The following is a 25,855-nucleotide window of genomic DNA, read 5'->3' on the forward strand; positions in this document are numbered from 1 at the left end:
CGAACCCACTTCTTGGTGGTAGAGGCTTCAACGAGTGCGGGCGGAACCCAGGGGTTCGAGACGGACCACGACGGACTTCGATGTCGGGGTGTTGGAGCCGAGGGCGACGGAGTCGAGCGGGACGAGCGGGTTCGTCTCCGGGTAGTACGCCGCGGCGGTGCCACGCGGCACGTCGTACGCGACCGTCCTGAAGTCCGTGACGCGGCGGGTCGACCCGTCCGACCAGACCGAGACGACGTCGACGACCGCGCCGTCGTCCAGGGCCTGCGCGGCGAGGTCCTCGCGGTGCACGAACACCACTCGGCGACCACCCTCGATGCCGCGGTAGCGGTCGGACAGCCCATAGATCGTCGTGTTGAACTGGTCGTGGCTGCGCAGCGTCTGCAGGAGCAGGTGACCGTCGGGCACGTGCAGCACCTCGATCGGCGACACGGTGAGCACCGCAGCGCGCTCACGGGTCGCGAACGTCAGCGAGTCGCGCGGCGGGTGCGGCATGACGAAGCCGCCCTGACGCTCGGTGTTGACGTCGTACCCCGCACACCCCGGCACGACGCGCGCGATGTGCTGGCGCACCACGGTGTAGTCGTCGCGCATCTGCGCCCACGGGATCACCGGCGCCGACGCGCGGCGCGACAGCGTCTCCTCGGCCAGGTGCGAGACGATCGCCGTCTCGGACAGGAGCATCTCGCTTGCCGGCTCCAGGTTGCCGCGGGAGGAGTGCACGACCGACATCGAGTCCTCGACGGTCACGTGCTGTTCACCGGACGGCCGGCGGTCGATCTCGGTACGGCCGAGCGTCGGCAGGATCAGCGCGGTCCGCCCGCACACGAGGTGCGAGCGGTTGAGCTTGGTGGCGACGTGGACGGTCAGGTCGGTACGGCGCAGCGCGTCCGCGGTCACGTCGGTGTCCGGAGCGGCGTGGACGAAGTTGCCGCCGAGCGCGACGAAGACCGAGACCAGGCCGTCGCGCATCGCGCGGATGGTGTCGACGGTGTCGTAGCCGGGCTCGCGGGGCGGCGCGAAGTCGTACTCGGCCGCGAGCGCGTCGAGGAAGTGCTGCGGCGGGCGCTCCCAGATGCCCATGGAACGGTCGCCCTGGACGTTCGAGTGGCCGCGTACGGGGCAGAGCCCGGCGCCGCGCCGCCCGAGGTCGCCGCGGACGAGCGCGAGGTTGACGACCTCCTTGATCGTGGCGACCGCGTTGCGGTGCTGGGTCAGACCCATCGCCCAGCACCAGATCGTCGCGTCCGACTCGCGCAGCATCTGGGCGGCCTCGGTGATCTGCGCGCGCGACAGGCCGGTCGCCACCTCGACGACGTCCCAGTCGACCGCGCTGACGTGCGCGGCCCACGCGGCGTACCCGGTCGTGTGCTGCGCGACGAACACATGGTCGATCGCGTCCCACTCCACGAGCAGCGCGCCGATCGCCTGGAGCAGCGCGAGGTCGCCGTTGACTCGTACGGGCAGGTGCAGGTCGGCCAGCGGCGTCCCGGAGCCGACGACACCACGGGGCTTCTGGGGGTTCTTGAAGGCGACCAGCCCGGTCTCGCGCAACGGGTTGATGCTGAGGATCTTGGCGCCACGCCGCTTGGCGGTCTCCAGGGCCGACAGCATGCGGGGATGGTTGGTGCCGGGGTTCTGGCCGGCGACCACGATCAGCTTCGCGTCGTACAGGTCGCGCAGCTGCACGCTGCCCTTGCCGATGCCGATCGTCTCGAGCAGCGCCACGCTCGTCGACTCGTGGCACATGTTGGAGCAGTCGGGGAGGTTGTTGGTGCCGAAGGCGCGGACGAAGAGCTGGTAGGAGTACGCGGCCTCGTTGGAGGTGCGCCCCGAGGTGTAGAACGCCGCCTGGTCGGGGGAGTCGAGCGCGTTCAGATGGTCGGCGACCAGCGCGAACGCGTCGTGCCAGCCGATCGGCTCGTAGTGCGTCGCGCCCGGGCGCTTCACCATCGGGTGCGTGAGGCGGCCCTGCTGACCCAGCCACAGCTCGTCGTGGGCGTCGAGGTCGGCGATCGAGTGGCGCGCGAAGAAGTCCGGCGTCGCGCGGGCCCGGGTGGCCTCCTCGGCGACCGCCTTTGCGCCGTTCTCGCAGAACTCCGCGACCGAGCGGTGCTCCGGGTCGGGCCACGCACAGCTCGGGCAGTCGAAGCCGCCGACCTGGTTGAGACGGCGCAGCGTCTTCGTCGCGCGGACCGGCCCCATGGCGCGGACGGCACGGTCGAGCGCGACAGCGACACCCGTGACCCCGGCGGCGGCGTGCTTGGGGTGGCTGACCTCCAGGTCTGGCTCGGGTGCCGGTGGCTCGCTCACGACTCGCTCCGGGGCGACAGGTGCGGGGCGCGGCGCTGGCGGTGGAGCGCGAACGGGCGCCCGCGGACCGTACGGGCAGGGGACTCGAGCGGCTGCTGGCGCTGGTCGGAGTGTCCGAGATGGCCGGGCGACGCGAGGAGGTCCGTCGGGCGGAGACGGACGACGACGCACTCGCGGGCCCAGCGCGCGACCGCCTCGTCGGGCTCGAAGAGGTTGAGCCGCTCCGAGGCCAGCAGCGCCGTCACCTCGACCCAGTCGGGGTGCTCCGGGTCGATGACCTCGATTGTCGCGCGGACCTGGGCGACCTGGGCGCGCGTCGACTTCGCCCGCAGGTCGAGCACGACGTCGGGCTGTTCTTTGATCCCCGGGAGCGGCTGCTCGTCACCACCGGCCACGACGCACGCCGCGTCCTCGTGCCACGCGTGCCAGACGGGGTGCCACGTGCCGTCGTACACGATCCACATCAGGCCCGACTTCTTGGCGACCTCGGCGACGAACGCCCTGCGAAAGAGGGCGTCAAACTCTTCGTCGGACGGCTCGGCGGGGTCCATGAGCGCCAGCATAGGCCTCTCTCCGCCAGGACACAGGGCTTCGACCCACGGGCCCGTACGGCAGCGCATACTGCGGACGTGAACGTCCTCCTGGCCACGGTCGCCGTGCTCGGCGTCTCCCTGTCCGGCCCCCTGGTGGCCGGGACACAGGCGCCGGCGCTCGCGATCGCGTTCTGGCGCAACGCGCTGGCCGAGGTCGTCCTGCTCCCGGTGGCCGCCACCCGGAACCGGCGCGAGCTGCGGTCGCTGACCCGCGCCGACGTCCGAACCTGCGTCCTCGCGGGCGTGGCGCTGGCCGTGCACTTCGCGACGTGGGTCAGCGCGCTCAAGCTGACGTCCGTCGCCGCGGCGACGGCGCTGGTCTCGATGCAGGTCGGCTGGGTCGCGCTGATCGGACGGCTGCGCGGGACGCGCATCCCGCTCACCGTCGTCCTGGGGCTGCTGATCTCGTTCGGGGGCGTCCTCGTGATCACCGGAGTCGACCTGGCCCTCTCGCGGGACGCGCTGGTCGGCGACCTGCTGGCCGTGGTCGGCGGGCTCAGCGCCGCGATCTACACCGTGACGGGGGCGCGGGCGCGCGAGACGCTCACGACGACCTCGTACACGCTGCTCTGCTACGGCGTCTGCGCCGTCCTTCTCCTGGTGGCGTGCCTCGTCGGGGGAGTGCCGTTGACGGGGTTCGGGGCGGGAGCATGGGCCGGGATCATCGCGGTCACGGTCACCGCGCAGCTGCTCGGGCACTCGGTGATCAACCACCTGCTCGCTGTGATGAGCCCGATGCTCGTCTCGCTGCTCCTGCTGCTCGAGGTGCCCGGCGCTGCCCTGCTCGCGGCGGCGCTGCTCGGACAGGCGCCGGGGATGGGCGTTTACGTGGGGCTGGGACTGATCCTCGCCGGCCTCGCGGTCGTCGTCACGCGCCGGCCACCGCGTCGTACAGACGTCCCGGACTCCGACTGAGGCAGGCGTGAGAAGCAGGTCACACTCGTACGCATGTTACTAGTCGTTAACACTACTCGTAGGTACAGTCAGGCCTGATCCCGTCCCCGCTGCACCGAGGTGACCCGTGTCCGTCGAAAACAAGGCGCTTCGCTCGCGCCGCTCCTGCCTCGCCGTTCCCGGCTCGAACCCGCGCTTCCTCGAGAAGGCCAAGGGTCTGCCCGCCGACCAGGTCTTCCTCGACATCGAGGACGCGGTCGCGCCGCTGGCCAAGCCCGACGCCCGCAAGAACATCGTCGCCGCGCTCAACGAGGGTGGCTGGGGCGACAAGGTCCGCGTGGTGCGGGTCAACGACTGGACGACCCAGTGGACCTACCGCGACGTGATCGAGGTCGTCGAGGGCGCCGGCGCCAACCTCGACTGCATCATGCTGCCGAAGGTGCAGACGGCCGAGCAGGTCGTCGCGCTCGACACGCTGCTGACGCAGATCGAGAAGACGATGGGCTACGAGGTCGGCCGCATCGGCATCGAGGCGCAGATCGAGAACGCGCTCGGCCTGACCAACGTCAACGCGATCGCCGCCGCGTCGCCGCGTGTCGAGACCATCATCTTCGGCCCCGCCGACTTCATGGCGAGCATCAACATGAAGTCGCTCGTCGTGGGCGAGCAGCCCCCGGGCTACGACGTCGGCGACGCCTACCACCACATCCTCATGAGCATCCTCATGGCGGCACGGGCGTACGACAAGCAGGCCATCGACGGGCCTTACCTCCAGATCCGCGACACCGAGGGCTACCGCCGCGTGGCGTCGCGCGCGGCTGCGCTCGGCTTCGACGGCAAGTGGGTCCTGCACCCCGGCCAGGTCGACGTCGCCAACGAGGTCTTCAGCCCCCGCCAGGAGGACTACGACCACGCCGAGAACATCCTCGACGCATACGACTGGTTCACCTCCGAGGCCGGCGGCAAGAAAGGCTCGGCGATGCTCGGCGACGAGATGATCGACGAGGCCTCGCGCAAGATGGCCCTCGTGATCTCGGCCAAGGGACGCGCTGCCGGCATGCAGCGCACCACCACGTGGGAAGCGCCGACCGACTGAGGTCGTACGACACCTCAGCCGCCGTCGTACGAGAGACAGAGAAGAGAAGAACATGGGTCGCTTGGTCACCACCGACGGTCTGACCGACGTCCAGGAGGAGATCCTCAAGACCGTCCGCGAGTTCGTGGACAAGGAGATCATCCCGGTCGCCACCGAGCTGGAGCACAAGGACGAGTACCCGCAGGCCATCGTCGACGGCCTCAAGGAGCTCGGGCTGTTCGGGCTGACGATCCCCGAGGAGTACGGGGGCCTCGGCGAGTCGCTGCTGACGTACGCGCTGGTGGTCGAGGAGATCGCCCGCGGCTGGATGAGCGTGTCGGGCGTCATCAACACGCACTTCATCGTGGCGTACATGCTCGTGCAGCACGGCACCGAGGAGCAGAAGAGCAAGTACCTGCCGCGGATGGCCACGGGCGAGGTGCGCGGGGCGTTCTCGATGTCGGAGCCGGCACTGGGCTCGGACGTCTCGGCGGTCTCGACGAAGGCGACCAAGCAGGCCGATGGGTCGTACTCGATCACCGGCCAGAAGATGTGGCTCACCAACGGCGGCTCGTCCAACCTCGTCGCGGTGCTGACCAAGACCGACGAAGGTGCCGACTCGGTCTACAAGAACATGACGACGTTCCTGATCGAGAAGGAGCCCGGCTTCGGCGAGACGGCTCAGGGTGTCACCATCCCGGGCAAGATCGACAAGATGGGCTACAAGGGCATCGACACGACCGAGATGATCTTGGACAAGCACGAGATCGCGGCCGACCAGATCCTCGGCGGCGAGCCCGGCAAGGGCTTCTACCAGATGATGGACGGCGTCGAGGTCGGCCGTGTGAACGTCGGTGCCCGTGCGGTCGGCATCGCCAACCGTGCCTTCGAGCTCGGCATCGCGTACGCCCAGCAGCGCGAGACCTTCGGCAAGCCGATCGCGCAGCATCAGGCGATCCTGTTCCGTCTCGCGGAGATGGGCACGAAGGTCGAGACCGCGCACGCGATGGTCGTGCGGGCCGCCCGCAAGAAGGACGCCGGCGAGCGCAACGACGTCGAGGCCGGCATGGCCAAGATGGTCGCCTCGGAATACTGCAACGAGGTCGTCGAGGCGTCGTTCCGGATCCACGGCGGCTACGGTTACTCCAAGGAGTACGAGATCGAGCGCCTCTATCGCGAGGCGGCGTTCATGCTGATCGGCGAGGGCACGAGCGACATCCAGAAGATGATCATCGGTCGCAGCCTGCTGAAGGACTACAAGCAGCGCTGATCACGTCGCGGTGTGCGGCCCGCCGGCCGTACCTCCGTTCGGGTACCCCACGCCAACGCCACTGCCCCTAGCGCACACGCTGGGGGCAGTGGTGTTTCGTTGGGGTACCCCAACGAGGGGTCGTGGCCGAGGAGCCTGTGGACGCCGTACGACGGGTGCTGGCGCGGCTGCGTACGGTGGACGACATGCCGTCCACCACCGCGCCGCCCACCCTGACCCCGTCCCGCGCTGCGGTCGCCGATCGCGTGATCGGTGCCCTTGCAGGCCCGGGCGCGACGCTGCGCGACGACCAGGTCAGTGCGGTCGCCGCGCTGTCCGAGCCGAAGGCGCGCGTGCTGGTCGTCCAGGCCACCGGCTGGGGCAAGTCCGCGGTCTACTGGGCGGCGACCGCGATCCGTCGCGACGAAGGTGCGGGGACCACGCTGGTCGTGTCGCCGCTGCTCTCGCTGATGCGCGACCAGGTGGCGGCGGCTGGCCGAGCGGGTCTGCGGGCGGAGACGCTCAACTCGTCCAACATCGAGGAGTGGTCCCGCATCGAGGAGTCGTTGCGCGCCGGCGACGTCGACGTGCTGCTCGTGTCGCCCGAGCGGCTCGCCAACCCCGGCTTCGGCCGACGGGTGCTCGACGCGCTCGCGGGCCAGATCGGCCTGCTCGTCGTCGACGAGGCGCACGCGGTCTCCGACTGGGGCCACGACTTCCGTCCCGACTACCGCCGCGTCTCCGACGTTCTCCAGCGGCTCAACCCGGACACCCCCGTGCTCGCGACGACGGCGACCGCCAACGCGCGGGTGACGGAGGACGTGGCGCGACAGCTCGGAGAGGAGACGCTCGTGCTGCGCGGACCGCTCGCGCGCTCCAGCCTCGAGTTGTCCGTGGTCGACCGGTTGTCACCCCTGGAGCGCTACGCGTGGGTGGTCGACCACCTGCCGACGCTTCCGGGGTCCGGCATCGTGTACGTCCTCACGGTCGCCGACGCCGGTCGGCTCGCCTCGGCGATCCGCGCCGTGCACGGTGAGGCGGTGCCGGTCGCGGCCTACACAGGTCAGCTCGAGGCGGCCGAGCGCGAGCGCCTCGAGGACGCACTGCGCCGCAACGAGGTCAAGGCGCTTATCGCCACGTCCGCGCTCGGCATGGGCTACGACAAGCCTGACCTCGGGTTCGTCGTCCACGTCGGTGCGCCGCCGTCGCCGGTCTCCTACTACCAGCAGGTCGGGCGTGCCGGACGCGCCATCGACCACGCGCACGCGGTGCTGCTGCCGTCGAGCGCGGACGACGGCATCTGGGACTACTTCGCCACGGCGACGATCCCTGTCGCCGACCAGGTCGCGCGGCTGCTCGCGGCGATGGGCGACGCGACGCCCGACGCCCCCGCCACGGTCGTGAGCCTGGAGGCAGAGACGGGCCTGCGCCGTGGCCGTGTCGAGCTGATGCTCAAGCAGCTCGCGGTCGACGAGGTCACCGAGCGCGTCGAGCGGGGATGGGTACGCACTGGACGGGAGTGGTCGTACGACGCCGAGCACTTTGACGGTGTGGTGGCGGTACGCCGCCGCGAGGCCGACATCATGCGCGCCTATACGCGGGGCGAGCGGTGCTTGATGCAGCTCCTGCAGGAGTCGCTCGACGACCCGGAGGCGACGCCGTGCGGGCGGTGCTCGGTGTGCCGAGACACGCTCCCGGACGCACTGGCCGCGGCCCCGCAGCCCGAGACCGTACGCGCGGTGGCCGGCGTGCTGCGCGGCCAGGACAACCTGCTCGAGCCGCGCAAGATGTGGCCGGGCGGCACCTTCGGGTCGCGCGGACGCATCGGTCCCGACCGTACGGTCGAGCCCGGGCGTGCGGTGATCCACGCGGACGCGCCGGAGTGGCGCGAGGTCGTCCGTGAGGCGTTCTCGACGGACGCACCGGCACCGCAGGAGCTGCGAGACGCGTGCGTGGGGGTGCTGTCGCGCTGGAAGGGTGACTGGCGTTCCCGTCCGGAGGTCGCGGTCGACCTCGCGGCCGCAGGCTTCCCCGTCCTCACCGCGAGCGTCGCCGACCACCTCGCCCAGGTCGGACGGCTCGAGCGGGCGACGGTGCCGGTCGACCCCGCCGCTGTCCGAGGCGACCTCCGCGACCTGACGTCCGCAGCCGAGGCCGCGCTGTGGCGCGACGCCGTGCAGGTGCCGGCGGAGACGGCCGCCGCGATCTCTGGCCGGACGGTGCTCCTGGTCATCGACGCCACCGCGTCGCAGTGGCCCGTGACCGTCGTCGGTGGTGCGCTGCGGGCCGCGGGGGCGTCAGCGGTCCTGCCACTGCTCCTGCACCGACGCGTGTGACGGCCCCTCACCGCAGGTGCGTCTGGTCCCAGCCGATGACGAAGTCGTACATCGCCTGCGTCAGCCCGTGGTCGTGCGCCGACGACGGCCTCCACCACACGTCGAGCATGACCCACGCCTCGGGTGAGGTGCCGTTGCCGCGGTCGTTGCGGCCCAGCTTGCGCCGTACGGTCGTCGCGCCATAGACCAGCCCCACCGGCAGGACGAGCGCGTGGGTCGCGTCGTCGACGGGCACCGCGGTCGGCAGGATCCAGCCGGCGGTGACCGGCTTGCGCGAGGTCGTGTAGGTCAGCAGCCGCCCCTGCGTCGACTGGACCCGCGTGTACACGTCCTCGAAGGGGATGTGGCGGTACTCGCAGGCGGTGACGAACGACTGGACGTTCTCTCGTGCCTGGCTGTCCATTCGGGGAGGCTAGTTGCGGTGTGTTACATCTGCGTCACACGAACGGACGTCAACCCCCGTCCGCTCTTCCGCGGACGCCACGCGGACGGGGGCCGGGCTCAGGTGGCCGGGTTCAAGACCCAGTCCCGGACCTCGGGCATGTCCTGGAGGTGCTCGCGCACGTAGTGGTAGTGCTTCTCGAGCATCTGCGCGCAGTGCTCGCGCAGCTCCTGCGAGTTGGCCGGAGTCACCCTGGTGTTGTTGAGCACGTCCTCGACGAGCTGGTAGCGCGACATCCCGTTGAGCACCGTCATGTCGAATGGCGTGGTCGTGGTGCCCTGCTCGATGAAGCCGCGGACGTGGAACCGGTCGGCGTCCGGTCGGCCGTGGACGAGCTTGTGGATCGCTCCGTGGTAGCCGTGGAACGCGAACACCACGTCGACGTCGTCGGTGAACAGCGCGGAGAACTCTGCCTCGGACATCCCGTGCGGGTGGTCCTTCTGGCGCGGCAGCGTCATGAGGTCCACGACGTTGACGACCCGTACGGACAGGTCCGGGACCCACTCCTTCAGCAGCTGCGCCGCCGCGACCGTCTCCGCGGTCGGGACGTCTCCGGCGCACCCCATCACGATGTCGGGCTCCGTCGTGCCGTCGTCGTTGCCGGCCCAGTCCCAGATCCCCGCACCCTTTTCGCAGTGCGCAGCAGCCTCGTCGATCGACAGGTACTGGAGGTGCGGCTGCTTGTCGATGGCGATGAGGTTCACGTACGACCGCGACCTGAAGCAGTGGTCGGCCACGGAGAGCAGGCAGTTGGCGTCCGGCGGCAGGTAGACCCGCGACACTGTCCCGCGCATGTTGAGCACCACGTTGATCAGACCCGGTCCCTGGTGGGAGAAGCCGTTGTGGTCGTTGCGCCACGTCGTCGACGTCAGCAGGACGTTGAGGCTGGGGATCGTGGCGCGCCACGGCAGGTGGCCGGCCTCCTCGAGCCACTTCGCGTGCTGGACGGTCATCGACGCGCTCACCATGCCGAAGGACTCGTACGTCGCGAAGAGGCCGTGGCGTCCGGTCAGGTTGTAGCCCTCGAGCCAGCCCTGGCAGTTGTGCTCGCTGAGGACCTCCATCACCCGACCGTCGCGCGAGATCTTGACGTCGTCCGGTGTGATGCGCTCCATGAACGCGCGGTCGGTGACCTCGAAGACGGCACCGAGCCGGTTCGAGTTGGTCTCGTCCGGGCAGTACAGCCGGAAGTTGTGCGGGTTGTCGCGATAGATGTCGGCCATCATCGCACCGAGCACGCGGGTGTTCTCGAAGCGCTCCGCGGCCGGGTTCAGCACCTCGATCGCGTAGTCGGAGAACGGCCGCAGGGCGAGGTCCTGAGTGAGCACCCCGCCGTTCGCGGCCGGGTTGGCGCTCATCCTGTGGTCGCCCTCGGGGTTGTTCTCGTCGACCTCGGCACTCGGCCGGCCGTCTGGGAAGAGCTCGTCTGGACCGTACGACCTCATCCACGCCTCGAGGATCGCGAGGTGCTCGGGGTTGTCGCGGACGCCGGACAACGGCACTTGGTGTGCGCGCCAGGTGCCCTCGACCACGACGCCGTCGATCTCGTGCGGGCCTGTCCATCCCTTGGGGGTCCGCATCACGATCATCGGCCAGCGCGGCATCTCACCGTCCCAGGTGCCTCCGCGTGCCGCATCCTGGATCGCCTTGATCTTGCCGTACGCCTCGGCGAGCACCGCGGCGAAGCGCAGGTGCATGCCCGGCAGGTCCTCGCCCTCCACCTCGAGCACGTCGTAGCCGTGACCGGTGAAGAGCTCACGTACCTCCTCGGGAGGTTTGCGGCCAAGCACGGTCGGGCTGGCGATCTTGCCGTCGTTGAGGTGCAGGATCGGCAGCACGGCGCCGTCGCGCTCGGGGTTGACGAAGGAGATGCCCTTCCAGGACCCCTCGAGCGGACCGGTCTCGGCCTCGCCGTCACCGACGACCGCCACCGCCAGCAGGTCGGGGTTGTCGAAGATCGCCCCGAACGCGTGGATGAGGACGTAGCCGAGCTCGCCGCCCTCGTGGATCGAGCCCGGCGTCGTCACCGAGACGTGGCTGGGGATCCCGCCGGGGGTCGAGAACTGCCGGCAGAGGCGGGTGAGGCCCTCGGTGTCGAGCGAGACCTCGGGATAGACCTCGGAGTAGGTGCCCTCGAGATAGCCCGCAGCGACGATCGCAGGGCCACCGTGGCCGGGCCCGGACAGATAGATCGAGGACTGACCGGTCTGGCGGATCAGCCGGTTCATGTGGGCGTAGATGAAGGACTGCCCGGGGCTCGTGCCCCAGTGACCGAGCAGGCGCGGCTTGATGTCGTCAGCAGACAGCGGGCGCTGCAGGAGCACGTTGCTCTTGAGGTAGATCTGCGCGACCGTCAGGTAGTTGTTCGCCCGCCACCACGCGTCGACCGTCGCGACCTCCTGGTCGGACGGGTTCGCGAACGCGGTCACGTCGAAGGACGACTCGGTCATGCGTGCTCCTTTGCTCCGGAGTGGTCCGCCGTCGACGCCGGGCGGGCGGGTGAGCCCGTCCGGACCAGGGCGACGGTGTGCTGAGCGATCTCGGCCTCCTCATCGGTGGGGACGACCGCGACGCGGATCGGTCCACCGCCGATCACGAGGCCCTCGGGAGGCACAGGGGAGACGTTGCGGTCGTGGTCGATCTCGATCCCGAGGTGGCCGAGCGGATCGCAGACCTCGACACGAAGGTTGGCGTCGTTCTCGCCGATCCCGGCGGTGAAGACCAGCGCGTGGACACCGGGGACGATGGCGAGGTAGGCGCCGACGTACTGACGGATCCGGTACACGGCGAGGCGTACGGCGCCAAGGGCGGCCTCGTCCCCGTCGGCGGCGCGATCGGCGATCACGGCCATGTCGGAGTCGCCGGTCAGCCCGAGCAGCCCGCTGCGACGCTCGAGGAGCTCGGCGACCTCTCGCGTCGTCATCCCGGCCGAGTCCTGGAGGAACAGCACCGCCGACGCGTCGAAGTCTCCGGAGCGCGTCCCCATCACAAGGCCGGACAGAGGCGTGAAGCCCATCGACGTGTCGACGCTGCGGCCGCCCTGCACCGCGGTGATCGAGGCGCCGTTGCCGAGGTGGCAGACGATGAGGTTGACCTCGGCCTCAGGGATCCCGAGCAGCGCCGCGGTCCGGCCGGTGACGTACTCGACCGACGTCCCGTGGAACCCGTACCGGCGCAGCTGGTGGGTCTGGGCGAGGTCCTGCGGGATCGCGAACGTGTAGGCCTCCCACGGCAGCGTCGCGTGGAACGCCGTGTCAAAGACGGCGACCTGGGGGAGGTCGGGATCGCGCTCCTTCATCAGCCGCAGGCACTCGACTGCGACCGGGTTGTGCAGCGGCGCGAGCGACGACAATGCGTCGATCTGCGCGAGCACGTCGTCATCGACCACGACAGGTGCGCTGAAGGTCGTGCCGCCGTGCACGACACGGTGGCCGACGCCGATCAGCCCGTCGAGGCGCGCACCGGCTTCGTCGAAGCGTCCGAACATCGCGGCGATCGCGTCGGCGTACGAGGCACCGGGCAGCGGCCGCTCGGTCGGCTCCTCGCCGGTGACCTGATAGCGCAACGACGTGCCGTCGTGCCCGATACGGGAGACGATCCCTCGTCCCAGCCGCGTACCCGACGTCGCGTCACGAAGCTCGTACTTCAGTGACGACGAGCCCGCATTGATGACGAGCACCGTCTCGTCCGGCATCGTTACCCTCCTCGCACGGGCAGCTGCTGCGGCGCGATCCGCGGGGCCACCCGCTCAGTCTGTCTCCGTGGGCTGGTCGCCGCACTCTGAGTAGATCCTCCCGCACGAGCGCGTCACACAAGGCGCACGCCGCTCCGAGTCACTAGGGTGATCTGCAGTCGATGAGGAGGAATCGCATGGCGCAGCAGCAGGGCAGGCAGGGGTTCAGGCTGGAGTATCCCCAGCACCTGGCGTTCTTCGACCAGTACGCCGACGCGCAGCGAGCGGTGGACTACCTATCCGACCAGAAGTTCCCGGTCGAGAACATCATGATCGTCGGCACCGACCTCAAGCAGGTCGAGCGTGTGACCGGCCGGATGACGTGGGGCAAGGCGGCAGGGTACGGCGCGGCCACCGGAGCGTGGTTCGGCCTGCTCCTCGGACTCATCGTGGGGATCTTCGCTGAGCCCGGGGACTGGTTCCCGATCGTGCTGTCGGCGATCCTCTTCGGCCTGGTGTTCGGTGTCGTCTGGGGTTTGATCGGGTACGCGTTCACCGGCGGGCGTCGTGACTTCACCTCGGTGACGCAGGTGGTGGCGTCGCGGTACGAGCTGCTCGTCGAGCACAAGCTCCTCGCGGACGGGCAGCGCCTGCTGGCAGGCGCCCACCAGGCTGGCGCGGGGCAGTCCGCCCCGCAGGCACCGACAGCTCCGCCGCAGCCGCCGCCCGCGCAGGCGCCCCCCGAGGCGTGAGCAGCTCCGACACCCGAGCCGTCACGGCGTTCCGGCGGCAGGCGGAGATCTGCGCGTCGCTCGGGTCGCCGATGTACGGCGACCTGATCGGCGCGCTGGCCGACGACCTCGCCGGCGGCGGCCCGACGAAGGACGTGCTCGGCCCCCTCGCGGACGACGGTGCTGCTCCGCCGGTCCTGCTCGCGCTGAGGCTGGTGGGCGGGCTTCACCGCCTCGTCCTCGACGACGAGGTGCCCGCGCTCGCTGCGTCGTACCCGAGTGTCGGCGGCGTGTGGGATCGCGACGTTGCGTGGCCCCACGTACGCGCGGCGCTCGTGGAGCACCGCGAGCGGCTGCACGCGTCGCTCGACCACCCCCTGCAGACCAACGAGGTCGGCCGCTCCGCCGCCCTCGCCGGCGGCGTTCTGCGTGTCGCCGACCGGTTCGCGCTGCCCGTGCGGCTGATCGAGATCGGTGCGAGCGCCGGACTCAACCTGCGCGTCGACCACTACCGCTTCGGATCGCCCTCGGGCTGGTGGGGACCCGTCGACTCCCGCGTCGCGATGCGCGGCGCGTGGAAAGGGCTCTCGCCACCCGTCGATGCCCCGCTCGAGATCGTCGAGCGCACCGGCTTCGACCTCACCCCGCTCGACATCGGACAGGCGGACGACCGGCGTGTCCTCGAGGCGTACACCTGGCCCGACATGACCGAACGACTCTCCCGCCTGCGCGCCGCGACGACGATCGCGCAGGAGGTGCCCGTACGGCTCGAGCAGCGCAGCGCCGCCGACGGACTCGACGCGCTCGAGCTCGTCGACGGGACGGCCACGGTGGTCTGGCACTCGATCACGTGGCCGTACCTCGACGACGACGAGCAGCGGCGCATCGTCGAGCGGCTCGACGCGCTCGGTGCGACCGCAGATGTCGATCGTGTCCTGGCGCACGTCCGGCTCGAGCCCGCTGACGTGCTCGCCGGCCCGTACCCGGTCATCCTGACAACGTGGCCGTTCGGCGAGGCGACGGAGATCGGGTCCGCGCCGCCGCACGGCCTTCCCGTCACGTGGACGGCCTGAGGAGTCAGCGATGCCGGCGCAGCTGTGGATGGTGCGGCACGGGCCGACCGAGTGGGCGCGAAACGGACGCCACACGAGCCATACGGACCTGCCGCTGCTGCCTGACGGCGAGGAACGCGCACGCGACCTCCTGCCGCGACTGGCAGGCACGTCCTTCGCGCTGGTCCTGACGAGCCCGCGGATGCGCGCACGGCGCACGGCCGAGCTCGCGGGCTTCCCCGACGCCGTGGTCGTGCCGGAGCTGGCCGAGTGGGACTACGGGGCGTACGAGGGACTGACGACGCCACAGATCCGCGAGGACGTGCCGGGGTGGACGACCTGGACGCACGGCGCGGGAGAGGTCGGAGGTGAGACCGCGGACGAGGTGGCGGCGCGCCTCGACCGGGTCGTCGCCCGGGTCCGTGCCGAGGACGGCCCGGTGCTGGTCTTCGGGCACGGCCACGCGCTGCGTGCGCTCGCGGCGCGATACCTCGGGGAGCCGGTCCGGTTCGGCGCGCGACTCGCGCTCGACACCGCCACACTGTCGGTGCTCGGGTATGAGCACGACACGGATCCGGTGATTGAGCGCTGGAACTGCTGAGCGCGAGGGGGACGCGTGGAGTCGCTTTTCTGGATCATGCTGGTGGCCGCGATCGCCCCGGTCGTCGCGGCGGCGATGCCGCGACGGCTGGTGCCGGAGGTCGTGCTGCTGCTCGTCGGAGGGATCGTCGTCGGCCCCTTCGTGCTCGACCTCGCCGGGGTCGAGCCGCCGATCGACCTCCTGCGTGAGCTCGGTCTCGGCTTCCTCTTCCTGCTCGCGGGCTACGAGATCGAGGTGGACGAGCTGCGTGGCAGGGGCGGACGCCGCGCTCTGGTGACCTGGCTCGTCTGCCTGGCGCTGGCGTTCGCGACCGTCGCGCTCCTTTCGGCGACCGCGCTGGCGAGGCACGCCGAGACGGCCGTGGCGATCGCGCTGACCTCCACCGCGCTCGGGACCTTGCTCCCCATCCTCAAGGACTCGGGGCTGACGAGGACGCGGTTCGGTCGGACGGTCGTCAACCACGGGACGTTCGGGGAGCTGGGGCCGGTCGTGGCGATGGTCATCCTGCTCGGCGTCAACGGGCCGGAGCGAGCAGTGCTGTCGCTCCTGCTCTTCGGCGTGGCGGCTGTCCTGGTCGCGGTCGTACCGACGAAACTCCTGCCGCCGGCGTCGGTGATCCCGGGCCTCGTGCGCGCCGGCGCCGAGACGACGGCACAGACGACCGTACGCTTCACCGTGCTGCTCCTGGTGTCCCTGAGCGCTCTCGCTCTGGCCGTCAAGCTCGACACCATCCTGGCCGCCTTCGCGGCCGGCTTCATCCTCCGGCGGGCACTTCCCGGAGGGGACGAGCGACTCGAGACCAAGATCGACGGGCTCGCCTTCGGCCTCCTCATCCCCGTTTTCTTCGTGACCTCCGGAATGGCGATCGACCCCGCTGCTGTGTCGAAGGAGCCGGTCGTCCTCATCGCCTTCGTCCTCCTCATCCTGCTGGTGCGCGGAGGGCCGGTACTGGTGGCGACGCTGCTGCAGCGCGAGCCCGACGGCACCCGCAGCTTCGGCGTGCGTGACTCCGTACGGGTGTCTCTGTGGGCCTCGACCGGCTTACCGATCATGGTCGCGGTGAGCACGGTCGCGGTCGACGCGGGGGAGATGACCCAGACGACGGCGTCGATCCTCGTCGCGGGCGGCGCGATCACCGTCCTACTGCTGCCGACGACGGCGACTTTGCTCGCCCGGGATGGGGCCACCCGACCCGGGACGCCGGAGCCGGATCGGTCATGATGACAGGCGCACCGCCGGTTCATCGACGTGAGGAGTGCCCATGCAGTTCGGCCGCAGCTACGAGGAGTTCGAGGTCGGCGCGACCTACAAGCACTGGCCAGGGAAGACGGTCACCGAGTACGACGACCACCTCTTCAGCCTGCTCACGATGAACCACCACCCGCTCCACATGGACGCCAACTACGCCGAGAAGACGACGCAGTTCGGCAAGAACGTGGTCGTGGGCAACTACGTCTACTCGCTGCTGCTCGGCATGAGCGTGCCGGACATCTCGGGCAAGGCCATCGCGAACCTCGAGATCGAGTCGCTGCGCCACGTCGCCCCGACCTTCCACGGCGACACGATCTATGGCGAGACGACCGTGCTCGACAAGTGGGAGAGCAAGAGCAAGGACGATCGCGGAGTCGTCTACGTCGAGACGATCGGCTACAACCAGGACGGCAAGGTCGTCTGCATCTTCCGTCGCAAGGTGATGGTCCCGAAGGACAGCTACCTCGAGGAGCGCGGCGGCGAGCAGCCCGGCCGTCCCGTGCCGGTGCCGGACAAGAACTGGCCCGGCCCGAACGCCGAGTGATGTACGTCACGCAATAATCGCTTTTCAGAAACATTTGCATTTGGGTTAACATCTTCGGGTGACGACACCCGAATCCCTTGCCGGCCGCCTGGAGGAGTTCTTCCTCCAGGTGGCCGCGTGCTGTGAGGAGGAGGGGATCGATGCGTTCCGCGCCGCCGACCTCTCCGCCACGCAGGTACGCACGCTGCTGACCGTGGCGAGCCGGTCGGAGGACACCCAGATCACCGACGTCGCCCGGGCGCTCGAGATCTCGGTGGCCGCGGCCGGCCGCGCCGTCGACCAGCTGGTCGGGCTCGGACTGATCCGCCGGCAGGAGTGCGCGAAGGACCGTCGTGTCCGCGTCGTCACCCTCACCGACGAGGGGCGTGACCTCGTCGGACGTCAGCTGAAGACCAAGCGGGCGGCCCTCCAAGAAATCGTTCGCGATCTGTCGGACCCGACACGTAGCCTTCTTGATCGCGCGCTACGAGCCGCCCTCGCCGAACGCCAACCCACACCCCCGGGTAAGGACCCTTCTTCATGAGTCAAGACACCCAGACGCCACCCGGCCCTGGTCCCCACAGCACGCCTGACGGCAGTGACAAGCTCGACGCCGCCGTCCTCAAGGTGGCGGGCGTGGTCGTGCTCGGCGCGATCATGTCGATCCTCGACATCACCGTCGTCAGCGTCGCCCTCCCGACCTTCCAGAACGAGTTCGACGCCTCGTACGCCGAGGTCGCGTGGTCGATGACCGCGTACACGCTCGCGCTCGCGACCGTCATCCCGCTGACAGGGTGGGCTGCCGACCGATTTGGCACGAAGCGTCTCTACATGACCGCGCTGGTGCTCTTCACCGCCGGCTCCGTGCTCTGCAGCCTCGCCGGTGGCATCACCGAGCTCGTGGCCTTCCGTGTGATCCAGGGCCTCGGCGGCGGCATGCTGATGCCGCTGGGCATGACGATCATGACCCGCGCCGCCGGTCCGCACCGGATCGGCCGCGTGATGGCCGTCCTCGGGGTCCCGATGCTGCTCGGCCCGATCGCCGGCCCGATCCTCGGCGGCTGGCTCATCGAGAGCCTCAACTGGCACTGGATCTTCCTGATCAACCTGCCGATTGGCATCATCGGGCTCGTCTACGCATGGCGCGTGCTGCCGAAGGACTCGCCGGAGCCATCGGAGTCGTTCGACTGGACCGGCATGATCCTCCTGTCGCCGGGCCTCGCGCTGTTCCTGTTCGGTGTCTCCTCGATCCCCGAGGAGGGCACGATCTGGGCGACCAAGGTGCTCGTCACCGCGGCGATCGGAGCCGTGCTCATCGTGGCCTTCGTCTTCCACGCGTTCCGTCCCGAGCACCCGCTGGTCGACCTGCGGCTCTTCAAGCACCGCAACCTCACGGTCGCGGTGGTCACGATGGCGTTCTTCGCGGTCGCGTTCTTCGGCGCGAGCATCCTGTTCGCGGCGTACTTCCTGCAGATCCGCGGAGAGACGACCCTCATGGCCGGTCTCCTGCTGGCGCCGCAGGGCATCGGAGCAATGCTCACGATGCCGATCGGTGGCGCACTCACCGACCGCATCGGCCCCGGCAAGGTCGTGCTCGGTGGTCTCGCGCTGACGACGCTTGGCATGGCGGGCTTCACGCAGGTCGGCGCCGACACCTCGTACCCGTTCCTGCTGGGCGCGCTGTTCGTGATGGGCCTCGGCATGGGTCTGACGATGATGCCGACGATGACGGCGGCGCTCGCCACGCTCACCGACCACACGATCGCTCGGGGCTCGACGCTGATGAACATCATCCAGCAGGTCGCGGCATCCATCGGTACGGCGGTGTTCTCGGTGGTGCTGACCAACCAGCTGGCGAGTGGCAAGTCGCTCGGCGAGCTGCTGGCCCTCCCGCCGAACACCCCCGCCGAACTGGCCGACACCTCGCTCGCCGAGGCCGCGATCGGCTCGTGGAGCAAGCCGGAGCTGCTCGACCTGATCCCTGCGAACCTGATCACCCAGGGGCTCGCCGAGGCTGCTGATGCGTTCGGCGTCGCGTTCGTCCTGGCGACGGTGCTGATCGCGCTGACGATGGTTCCCGCGTTCTTCCTTCCGCGCAAGCGGATCGAGCGCGAGGACGAGGGTGCTGCGCAGGCTCCGGTGGTCATGCACTGACGAGGAGCTGACACCTCTGCTTCGGCGGTGGGTCTGCTGTCACCGAACGGGGGTCGGTGACAGCGGGCCCACCGCCGTTGGTGTGTCTGGCGCCGGACGTCGCCGGTAACCTGACCGCGTGCTCATCGACCTCCACACCCACTCGCGCCGGTCCGACGGCACCGACAGCCCGACGGAGCTGGTCGAGAACGCGGCTCGCGCCGGACTCGCTGTGGTCGCTCTGACCGACCACGACGCGATGACGGGGTGGGACGAGGCGCAGATCGCTGCCGACCGGGTCGGCATCACCCTCGTGAAGGGTCTGGAGATCTCGTGCACGTTCCGTCACCGCGGGGTGCACCTGCTCGGCTACGAGCCCGACCCGTCCGACCCGGCGCTGCTCGCCGAGCTCGAGCAGGTGCTGCGGGGGCGGCAGGACCGCCTCCCCAAGACCCTCGCCAAGCTCAACGAGCTCGGCATCCCGATCACCGAGGACGACGTCCTCGCCGTCTCGGGTGACGCCGCGGCCACCGGACGCCCGCACGTCGCCGACGCGCTGCGGATCGCGGGCGTGGTCGCGAGCCGCGACGAGGCGTTCGAGAGGTTCCTGATGCCGGGGCGCCCGGCGTACGTCGACCGCTACGCGGCCGACCTCGAGCACATGATCCGGCTGCTGGTCGCCGCCGGGGGACGCGCGGTGATCGCGCATCCGTGGACGCGACAGAGCCGTTCGGTCCTCACGGCGGAGACGATCGGCGAGCTCGCCGACGTCGGGCTCGCCGGGCTCGAGATCGACCACAACGACCACGACGCCGACACGCGTGCGGCGCTGCGGGCGATCGCTGGCGACCTCGACCTCGTCGTCACGGGGTCGAGCGACTATCACGGGACGGGCAAGGTCGGGTACGACCTCGGGATCAACACGACGGGCCCGGACCAGGCCGTACGGCTCCTCGGCGACCGGGTCACCCTCTTCCGCTGACCCCGGGTCACTTTCTGCCCTCGCCGGGTCACTTTCTGCCGGCGCGCTGGGTGAGAGAAACCCACGACCCATCTGGAGTGGGTCAGTAGACTTTAATGGTGAGCATCACTGTCGAACCCACCCTTCCGCGCTTCGAGGGCGCGGAGGTCGTCGTGTCCGCACCCGCACCCGGCCCCGGCAACTGGGCCGGCGCCCCGTCAGCGATCTATGCCGAGGGCGCGTTCTGGCTCGCCTATCGGGTCCGCCGTCCGCTCGACTCCGGACGCGGGGTCAGCGTCGTCGTGGCGCGCTCGGAGGACGGGCTGCGGTTCGAGCAGGTCACGGAGATCCACCGCGAGGACTTCGGCGCCGAGTCGTTCGAGCGCCCCGCGCTGGTCTTCATGGGCGACGCCGGGTGGCGGATCTATCTGAGCTGCGCGACGCCGGGGTCGAAGCACTGGTGGATCGAGGCGGTCGACGCTCCGACCGTGCGCGACCTCCCCCGCGGCCGTCGTACGGTCGTGCTGCCGGGAGACGAAACTGTCGGTGTGAAGGATCCCGTGGTGCTCCTCGACGAGGACGGGTGGCACCTGTGGGTCTGCTGTCATCCGCTCGACGTGCGTGGAGCCGAGGATCGGATGGCCACGCGCTACGCGACGAGCACGGACGGTCTGACGTGGGCGGACCATGGCATCGTCCTCGCCCCGACCGCGGGCTCGTGGGATGCGCGCGGCGCTCGTGTGACGACCGTGCTCGACCGCGAGCCGCTCACCGTCCTGTACGACGGGCGCGCGGACGCCGCGTCCAACTGGTTCGAGCAGACAGGCCTCGCCCGCGCGCACGGGATCGACGGGGAGCTCGAGCCGGTCGACGGTGCGCCGGTCGCGCACTCCTCAGAGTCCGACGGAGCGCTGCGGTACGCCTCGGCGGTGCCGTTGCCCGACGGCACGACCCGGTTCTACTTCGAGGCGGCTCGCCCCGACGGCGCTCACGACCTCATGACGTCGCTGACGCGCAACGACTGACTCTCGCGGCTGGTCAGGAGGCAGCGCGGTCGCTGAAGGAGCCGAGCCCTTCGTCCGTACGCCAGTCCGCGAAGGACTGGCCGGTGACCTTCTCCAGGAGCTCGATGTCCTCGAGGTAGCCCTCGACGAGGCCCGCTCTGGCTGCGCGGTCGAGCTTGGGGCGTGCCGGCTCACCGCGCCAGTGCAGCGACGCGATCAGCGGCTTGCTGGCGGCACGCCATACCTGCGGCGGGACGTACGCACCCGCCCGGGCCCCGAGCCGTAAGACCCGAGAGGCGACCTGCGTGAATGCGCCCGGTGCGACGTACGGCCTCGAGTTGTCCCGCGGGATCGAGGTGACGAGCCCCGGCTCCAAGCCGAGGAACACGCACATACGGTCGAGAGTCTCGACGGGCTCCGACACGAGCTCGCGATAGCGCAGCACGAGCACGCGGTCGCCCTCGACGTGCCGATAGAGGTCGTCGAGCTGTGCCCCGTACAGGCCGAGCCGGCGGTAGTGCCAGAACGGCGCCCACCCCGCGGCGATCCGCTCGCTCTCCTTGCCGAACGCCTCGACGAAGTCATCAACCGGCTCGAGCCCGTCGGACCACAGGTGCATCCAGTTGGAGTAGGCACGGTCGACCGGGTCGCGGACGACGGCGATCACTCGAACGTTCGGGAGCTCCTCGGCGATCCGTCGGCGGGCGTTGCGCAGGTAGAGGTAGAACGGGGTGCTCTCGATGCGGACCTGGTCGCCCGGCGCCTCGGCGAACAGCGCTTCGTACTCCTCGCGGCGCCAGATCCACTCCTGCTGGCTGTGCGCGTCTCCCGGGCCCCGATAGCCAGGCGGCGGGGCGTCGGCGCACATGTAGTACTTCGGCTCCTTGGGCTGGCTCGAGAAGACCCGAGGATGGAGGGCGAGCGCGGTGTGCAGCGCGCTCGTCCCCGCCTTCGGAGCACCGACGAGCAACACGTCGGGCTGCGGCGTACGAAAGCTCCCCATGACGCGATGCTAAAAAGCCTGTGGCCGAAGGTCGAGAGTTTAGGTCACGCGTATGGGGGTACGTCGGCGCGTCAGCATCCACGCGAGCGGGCGTGAGGGACGCTGACGCACCGACGAGCGGCAGAGAGTGACCCGGGGCGGGCAGAGAGTGACCCGGGCTAGGCGGGCTCGCGGGCGCGGGTCCGCTGCGCGAGGGCGGCCAGGGCGGCAGGGAAGATGTCGGCCGGGGGCGTGACGAGACCGGCGCCGACCTGCCCCGTACCGGCGACACGGCCCGCCATGCCGGTGTTGATCTGCGGCAGGATCCCCGTACGGCAGACGCGGGTGACGTCGATGCCGGTCGGCGTGCCGGCGAACTCCATCACCGGGATCGTCCAGCGCGGGTTCTGGGCAAGGGTGATCTCGCCCATCCTCCGCGTGGTCGCCAGCGCGTCGGGGACCGTCCCGCCGACGAGCCGGACGATCGCGGGCGCGGTCGCCATCGCGAACCCGCCGATCCCGGCCGTCTCGGTGATCGCGGAGTCGCCGATGTCGGGGTTCGCGTCGTCGGGTCCGTACGAGCCGAGGTAGAGGCCGTCGGCGACCTGTGCGGGACCGGTGAACCACTGATCGCCCGTGCCGGACACCTGGATGCCGAAGTCGGTCCCGTTGCGTGCCATCGCCACGACCATCGTCGAGCCCTCGATGTCGCGTGCGGCGTCGAGCGCGAGCTTGCACGCCGGCATCGCGAGGTTGAGGAAGAAGTGGTCGTTGCCGCCGACGAACGCGACCGCGTCCGCGACGTCACCGGCGCGCGACTCCGAGCGGATCATCGCCGGGACCAGATCGCGCAGCAGCATGAGCGTGCCGGCGCGGTTGCGGTTGTGGGCCTCGTCGCCCATCTGCAGCATCTGCGCCAGCAGCGCCGTGACGTCGATCGGGCCCGCCGCGCGCACCGCGCGCTGGAGGACGGGGCCGAGCACGCCCGACATCCACCGCAGCCGCTCGAGGACCTCGGGCGAGTATGCGCCGTAGCGGAGGACTTTGCCGAGACCCTCGTTGAGCGAGCAGTACGTGCGCGCACCGGTCGAGGCGTCCTCCAGGACGAACACCCACATCGACGGCGAGACGACACCCGCCATCGGGCCGACGGCGTGGTGGTGGTGACAAGGGTCGAGGGTGTAGCCGCTGCCGGAGGCGAACAGCGCCGCCGCGTCCTCCGGGTCGTCGACGAGGCCCTCGAAGGCCGCCGCGCCCATGAGCGCGCCGCGCATCGGGCCCGACGCGCGCTCCCACGAGATCGGCGGGCCGGCGTGGAGGAAGTCGCCCGTGCCGAGCCCGAGCGCCTCGCTCGCCGGCAGGACGTCCACGAGCTGCGCCGTGACACCGAGGTAGGCGTCGACGGCCTTGGCGTTGGCCTCCGCGCGCAGCGGGTCGGCGATCACGGTGGCGAGGTCGTCGATCGTGCCCGGCATCGGGGGCTGCCAGTCGACGCGGTTGACGGTCACGGCCTGGTCGGCGACGGCGTCGGCGAACAGGTCCGTCCCTGTGGTGACGACGGTCGGTGCGGTCATCGGCGTTCTCCTGACGCGGTGACGGAGGTGTCTGGGGCGGCCGAATCGGCCGAGTCGAGCGGGGCACCGGCGGCGGTCACGAGGTCGAGCGCGTGACGGGTGGCCTCGGCGTTGGAGGCGAGGACGTACGCTCCGGCCGCGGCCAGCGCATCGGCCTGGATGTCGAGGCCCTGCGGGTCGGCGTCCGTCCCGATCAGGCTCACCACGACGGGAAGGGTGCGACCGGCCTCGGCAGCGCGGGTGCGAGCGTCGGCGACGGCAGGCGCGAGCGCTGCGGCGGGGTCCGGCTCGGCGCCGTGGCCGAGGACGACGTCGAGGAGCACGACGGCGGTCGTCGGGTCCTCGGCGGCGCGGGCGAGCGCCGCGAGGCGCAGCGTCGGGTCGATCATCGGGTGGGCACGCCCGACGGTGAGGGCATCGTCGCCGAAGTCGACCATCGTGTGGGCGTCGACGGGCGTCCCGGAGGTGATCACACGCGTGTCGAGGGCGAGCTCGGGCGCCAGCGGGATGTTGCTGCGGATCGGGCCGAGCACGTCCGCCGCGATGAGCATGGCCTCGTCGCACAGGGTGCCGCCGACGAAGAGTCCGCGCAGGAACCCCGGTCCGCTCGCCTTCTCGGGCTCGCCCCACCGGCGCCAGTGCGGTACGGCGACGTCGAGGGCGGTGAGCACCGCTTCCGTACGGGCGGTGAGATCGGTGCCGGGGGAGAGCAGCGCGAGCTCGACAGGGACGTTGAGCGACTGCGCGTACGAAGTGATCGCCTCGGCGACCTCGGGGGCCGGTGGCTTCGAGACGAGGACGACGTGGCTGGTCGCCGGGTCCGCGTCGAGCCGCGCGAGCGCCGTCCGGGTCGCGAGTCCACCGACGGCCTGCGAGAGGTCGCGCCCGCCGACGCCGAGCGCGGCGCTGACGCCGACGCCCGCCTGGTCGAGGAGGCAGATGATCTGCTGCGTGCCCGTACCAGAGGCGGCGACGACGCCGACGGGGCCGGGGCGGACGGTGTTGGCGAAGCCGAGGCCGACACCGCCGACGAGGGCCGTGCCGCAGTCGGGGCCCATGACGAGGACGTCTCGCCCGGCGGCCGCGCGCTTGAGCGCCAGCTCGGCCTCGAGCGGCACGTTGTCGCTGAAGATCATCACGTCGTGACCGGCCTCGACCGCGTCCATCGCCTCCGGGAGCGCGGACGCGCCGGGAACGGAGACCAGGACCACCGCGTCGCGCGGGGCCTCGCGCAGCGCCGAGGCCGTCGTACGGGCGGGAGCGGTCGTCGCAGCGCCGTCACGCGAGGCCGGCCGGCTGGCGGCGGCGAGCGCCTCGTCGACGGCGGCGAGCGCGTCCTCCAGCGTCGACTCGGCCAGCCGCAGCGCGACGACCATGTCATTGGGGCTGGTCTCGGCAGGGACGTCGAAGCCCATCGCGGCGAGCGTGTCCAGGTTCAGGGCGGTGGCCATCGCGACCTGGGCCTCCGTGATGCCGGGCGTGCCGGCGACCCGCTTGCTCACCTGGAGCAGCGTCACGGAGTCGGCGTACGCGCCGGACCGGATTCGTACGTGGTCGGTCATCAGTCTCCTTGTCGTCGGCCGCCCACGCTGTGAAGCGAAGATGACCCTTCTCGTCAGATGGATTGCGGCAGGTGGATTGCGTCAGGTTGCTTGCACAGCGGGGACGCGAGAGGGACGGACAGGGCGACGCCGAGCGCGAGGCCCGTGCCCGAGGTGTGGCCGACGGCGCGCAGGGCGGCCAGCGTCGTCGGGTCTTCGGGGTCAGCGAGGTAGGCGCGCAGCTGTGGGACGGCCTCGCCTCGCACCGCGTGCGCGAGGAGGACGGCCGAGACCGTCGTCGTACGGGCCGGGGCGTCGGTGAGCACGGCGGCCGCGACCCGTCCGCCGCGGTGCCCGCGGGCGTACCGGCCGACGAGCCAGCCGGCAAGGACGTCGTCGCCGAGCGGGGTCAGCCCGGGACCGCGGCCGAGCAGGGCGGTGGCGGCGGCAGGGTCGTCGGCACGAAGGGCGTCGTACGTGCCCTCAGGAAGGCCGGGGAGGTGGGGCATGACGGCGGCGAGGAGCTCGTCGGCGTCGGCGGCCACCGGCCCAGCGTCGGCAATCACCGGCCGTACGGTCGCGTCGACCAGCCTGCCCACCCGGACCTCGCGCCCGTCCACCGTGCAGCGGCCGGCGCCGAGCACGACCTCTCGGGCGTCTCCGACGTGGTTCCAGCCGGTCGCGAGCCCGCAGGGTACGACGACGGCGTCGCGGGCGAGGACGGCGACGACGGTGTGACGGTCCTGCGCGTACACGGCGTAGGGGCTGCGCGCGACGATCGTCGCGACGCGTCGAGGGCCGCGCAGGACTGCTGCCACGCCTGCGGTCGCGGCGGCCGGGTGCGGTGCGGGACGGCTCGGAGAGAGGCGTCCCGCGGACTCGGTCCGGAGTCGGATCGGCGCGGCCATGGCGTCAGAGTAGGAGCGT

General features: G+C 70.5%; 22 protein-coding genes. 13 read left to right on the plus strand and 9 right to left on the minus strand.

Features of this window, described 5'->3' with window-relative positions; translation table 11 throughout:
• Positions 1 to 27: 27 nt before the first annotated feature.
• Both HCT63_RS05955 and HCT63_RS05960 read right to left on the minus strand, forming a co-directional pair.
• A complete protein-coding gene (locus HCT63_RS05955) occupies positions 28 to 2,313 on the minus strand; it encodes an FdhF/YdeP family oxidoreductase (protein ID WP_167001971.1) in 2,286 nt (761 codons plus the stop codon).
• On the minus strand, positions 2,310 to 2,864 hold the full coding sequence (locus HCT63_RS05960) for a hypothetical protein (protein WP_167001973.1): 555 nt from the start codon (positions 2,862 to 2,864) through the stop codon (positions 2,310 to 2,312). Before HCT63_RS05960 ends, HCT63_RS05955 begins: the two co-directional genes overlap by 4 nt.
• A 78-nt stretch (positions 2,865 to 2,942) precedes the next feature.
• Between HCT63_RS05960 and HCT63_RS05965 the strand changes: the two genes are divergently transcribed.
• From HCT63_RS05965 to HCT63_RS05980, 4 genes are all read left to right on the plus strand, one after another.
• Complete coding sequence (locus HCT63_RS05965) at positions 2,943 to 3,821, plus strand: DMT family transporter (RefSeq protein ID WP_167001975.1); 879 nt, start codon at positions 2,943 to 2,945, stop codon at positions 3,819 to 3,821.
• Positions 3,822 to 3,927: 106 nt separating this feature from the next.
• On the plus strand, positions 3,928 to 4,896 hold the full coding sequence (locus HCT63_RS05970) for a CoA ester lyase (RefSeq protein WP_167001977.1): 969 nt from the start codon (positions 3,928 to 3,930) through the stop codon (positions 4,894 to 4,896).
• A 52-nt stretch (positions 4,897 to 4,948) separates the two neighbouring features.
• Positions 4,949 to 6,145, plus strand: a complete 1,197-nt coding sequence (locus tag HCT63_RS05975) for an acyl-CoA dehydrogenase family protein (protein WP_167001979.1) — start codon at positions 4,949 to 4,951, stop codon at positions 6,143 to 6,145.
• A gap of 122 nt (positions 6,146 to 6,267) precedes the next feature.
• Positions 6,268 to 8,460, plus strand: a complete 2,193-nt coding sequence (locus HCT63_RS05980) for a DEAD/DEAH box helicase (RefSeq protein WP_243842900.1) — start codon at positions 6,268 to 6,270, stop codon at positions 8,458 to 8,460.
• Between the two features lie 7 nt (positions 8,461 to 8,467).
• Here HCT63_RS05980 and HCT63_RS05985 read toward each other — a convergent pair whose 3' ends face one another.
• From HCT63_RS05985 to HCT63_RS05995, 3 genes are all read right to left on the minus strand, one after another.
• Positions 8,468 to 8,863, minus strand: coding sequence for a hypothetical protein (locus tag HCT63_RS05985; protein ID WP_167001981.1), 396 nt, complete (start codon positions 8,861 to 8,863; stop codon positions 8,468 to 8,470).
• Between the two features lie 98 nt (positions 8,864 to 8,961).
• Positions 8,962 to 11,352 (minus strand): phosphoketolase family protein, encoded by a 2,391-nt coding sequence (locus HCT63_RS05990; RefSeq protein ID WP_167001983.1) that lies wholly within the window; start codon positions 11,350 to 11,352, stop codon positions 8,962 to 8,964.
• On the minus strand, positions 11,349 to 12,596 hold the full coding sequence (locus tag HCT63_RS05995; RefSeq protein ID WP_167001985.1) for an acetate kinase: 1,248 nt from the start codon (positions 12,594 to 12,596) through the stop codon (positions 11,349 to 11,351). Before HCT63_RS05995 ends, HCT63_RS05990 begins: the two co-directional genes overlap by 4 nt.
• Positions 12,597 to 12,772: 176 nt before the next feature.
• On the opposite strand from HCT63_RS05995, the gene HCT63_RS06000 reads away from it, so the two are divergent.
• From HCT63_RS06000 to HCT63_RS06040, 9 genes are all read left to right on the plus strand, one after another.
• Positions 12,773 to 13,327, plus strand: coding sequence for a general stress protein (locus tag HCT63_RS06000; protein ID WP_182397144.1), 555 nt, complete (start codon positions 12,773 to 12,775; stop codon positions 13,325 to 13,327).
• On the plus strand, positions 13,324 to 14,379 hold the full coding sequence (locus HCT63_RS06005; RefSeq protein ID WP_167001987.1) for a DUF2332 domain-containing protein: 1,056 nt from the start codon (positions 13,324 to 13,326) through the stop codon (positions 14,377 to 14,379). Before HCT63_RS06000 ends, HCT63_RS06005 begins: the two co-directional genes overlap by 4 nt.
• A gap of 10 nt (positions 14,380 to 14,389) precedes the next feature.
• Positions 14,390 to 14,959: a histidine phosphatase family protein gene (locus tag HCT63_RS06010; protein WP_167001989.1), complete on the plus strand. Its 570-nt coding sequence runs from the start codon at positions 14,390 to 14,392 to the stop codon at positions 14,957 to 14,959.
• A gap of 15 nt (positions 14,960 to 14,974) precedes the next feature.
• Positions 14,975 to 16,180, plus strand: coding sequence for a cation:proton antiporter (locus tag HCT63_RS06015; RefSeq protein WP_243842901.1), 1,206 nt, complete (start codon positions 14,975 to 14,977; stop codon positions 16,178 to 16,180).
• 40 nt (positions 16,181 to 16,220) lie between these two features.
• Positions 16,221 to 16,754, plus strand: coding sequence for a MaoC family dehydratase (locus tag HCT63_RS06020; protein WP_167001991.1), 534 nt, complete (start codon positions 16,221 to 16,223; stop codon positions 16,752 to 16,754).
• A gap of 58 nt (positions 16,755 to 16,812) precedes the next feature.
• Positions 16,813 to 17,277: a MarR family transcriptional regulator gene (locus tag HCT63_RS06025; protein WP_167001993.1), complete on the plus strand. Its 465-nt coding sequence runs from the start codon at positions 16,813 to 16,815 to the stop codon at positions 17,275 to 17,277.
• Positions 17,274 to 18,887: a DHA2 family efflux MFS transporter permease subunit gene (locus HCT63_RS06030; RefSeq protein ID WP_167001995.1), complete on the plus strand. Its 1,614-nt coding sequence runs from the start codon at positions 17,274 to 17,276 to the stop codon at positions 18,885 to 18,887. The genes HCT63_RS06025 and HCT63_RS06030 overlap by 4 nt, the downstream gene beginning before the upstream one ends.
• Positions 18,888 to 19,005: 118 nt before the next feature.
• Positions 19,006 to 19,848 (plus strand): PHP domain-containing protein, encoded by an 843-nt coding sequence (locus HCT63_RS06035; protein WP_167001997.1) that lies wholly within the window; start codon positions 19,006 to 19,008, stop codon positions 19,846 to 19,848.
• A 98-nt stretch (positions 19,849 to 19,946) separates the two neighbouring features.
• The gene (locus tag HCT63_RS06040) at positions 19,947 to 20,852 is read left to right on the plus strand and encodes a hypothetical protein (protein WP_243842902.1); all 906 of its coding nucleotides are present in this window, start codon (positions 19,947 to 19,949) and stop codon (positions 20,850 to 20,852) included.
• A 13-nt stretch (positions 20,853 to 20,865) separates the two neighbouring features.
• Here the strand turns inward: HCT63_RS06040 and HCT63_RS06045 are convergent, their stop codons facing one another.
• From HCT63_RS06045 to HCT63_RS06060, 4 genes are all read right to left on the minus strand, one after another.
• A complete protein-coding gene (locus HCT63_RS06045) occupies positions 20,866 to 21,834 on the minus strand; it encodes a sulfotransferase (protein ID WP_167002000.1) in 969 nt (322 codons plus the stop codon).
• 158 nt (positions 21,835 to 21,992) lie between these two features.
• A complete protein-coding gene (locus tag HCT63_RS06050; RefSeq protein WP_167002002.1) occupies positions 21,993 to 23,387 on the minus strand; it encodes a DUF1116 domain-containing protein in 1,395 nt (464 codons plus the stop codon).
• A complete protein-coding gene (locus HCT63_RS06055; protein WP_167002004.1) occupies positions 23,384 to 24,949 on the minus strand; it encodes an FdrA family protein in 1,566 nt (521 codons plus the stop codon). The genes HCT63_RS06050 and HCT63_RS06055 overlap by 4 nt, the downstream gene beginning before the upstream one ends.
• A gap of 53 nt (positions 24,950 to 25,002) precedes the next feature.
• Complete coding sequence (locus tag HCT63_RS06060) at positions 25,003 to 25,836, minus strand: DUF2877 domain-containing protein (RefSeq protein ID WP_167002006.1); 834 nt, start codon at positions 25,834 to 25,836, stop codon at positions 25,003 to 25,005.
• Between the last annotated feature and the right edge of the window lie 19 nt (positions 25,837 to 25,855).

Source organism: Mumia sp. ZJ430 (assembly GCF_011751845.1).
GTDB lineage: Bacteria > Actinomycetota > Actinomycetes > Propionibacteriales > Nocardioidaceae > Mumia.

Coding starts and splice junctions, on each gene's coding strand:
- HCT63_RS05960 (WP_167001973.1), bottom strand. CDS start 2,864: ATGGACCCCGCCGAGCCGTCCGACGAAGAGTTTGACGCCCTCTTTCGC.
- HCT63_RS05975 (WP_167001979.1), top strand. CDS start 4,949: ATGGGTCGCTTGGTCACCACCGACGGTCTGACCGACGTCCAGGAGGAG.
- HCT63_RS05985 (WP_167001981.1), bottom strand. CDS start 8,863: ATGGACAGCCAGGCACGAGAGAACGTCCAGTCGTTCGTCACCGCCTGC.
- HCT63_RS05990 (WP_167001983.1), bottom strand. CDS start 11,352: ATGACCGAGTCGTCCTTCGACGTGACCGCGTTCGCGAACCCGTCCGAC.
- HCT63_RS05995 (WP_167001985.1), bottom strand. CDS start 12,596: ATGCCGGACGAGACGGTGCTCGTCATCAATGCGGGCTCGTCGTCACTG.
- HCT63_RS06000 (WP_182397144.1), top strand. CDS start 12,773: ATGGCGCAGCAGCAGGGCAGGCAGGGGTTCAGGCTGGAGTATCCCCAG.
- HCT63_RS06010 (WP_167001989.1), top strand. CDS start 14,390: ATGCCGGCGCAGCTGTGGATGGTGCGGCACGGGCCGACCGAGTGGGCG.
- HCT63_RS06020 (WP_167001991.1), top strand. CDS start 16,221: ATGCAGTTCGGCCGCAGCTACGAGGAGTTCGAGGTCGGCGCGACCTAC.
- HCT63_RS06030 (WP_167001995.1), top strand. CDS start 17,274: ATGAGTCAAGACACCCAGACGCCACCCGGCCCTGGTCCCCACAGCACG.
- HCT63_RS06045 (WP_167002000.1), bottom strand. CDS start 21,834: ATGGGGAGCTTTCGTACGCCGCAGCCCGACGTGTTGCTCGTCGGTGCT.
- HCT63_RS06050 (WP_167002002.1), bottom strand. CDS start 23,387: ATGACCGCACCGACCGTCGTCACCACAGGGACGGACCTGTTCGCCGAC.
- HCT63_RS06055 (WP_167002004.1), bottom strand. CDS start 24,949: ATGACCGACCACGTACGAATCCGGTCCGGCGCGTACGCCGACTCCGTG.
- HCT63_RS06060 (WP_167002006.1), bottom strand. CDS start 25,836: ATGGCCGCGCCGATCCGACTCCGGACCGAGTCCGCGGGACGCCTCTCT.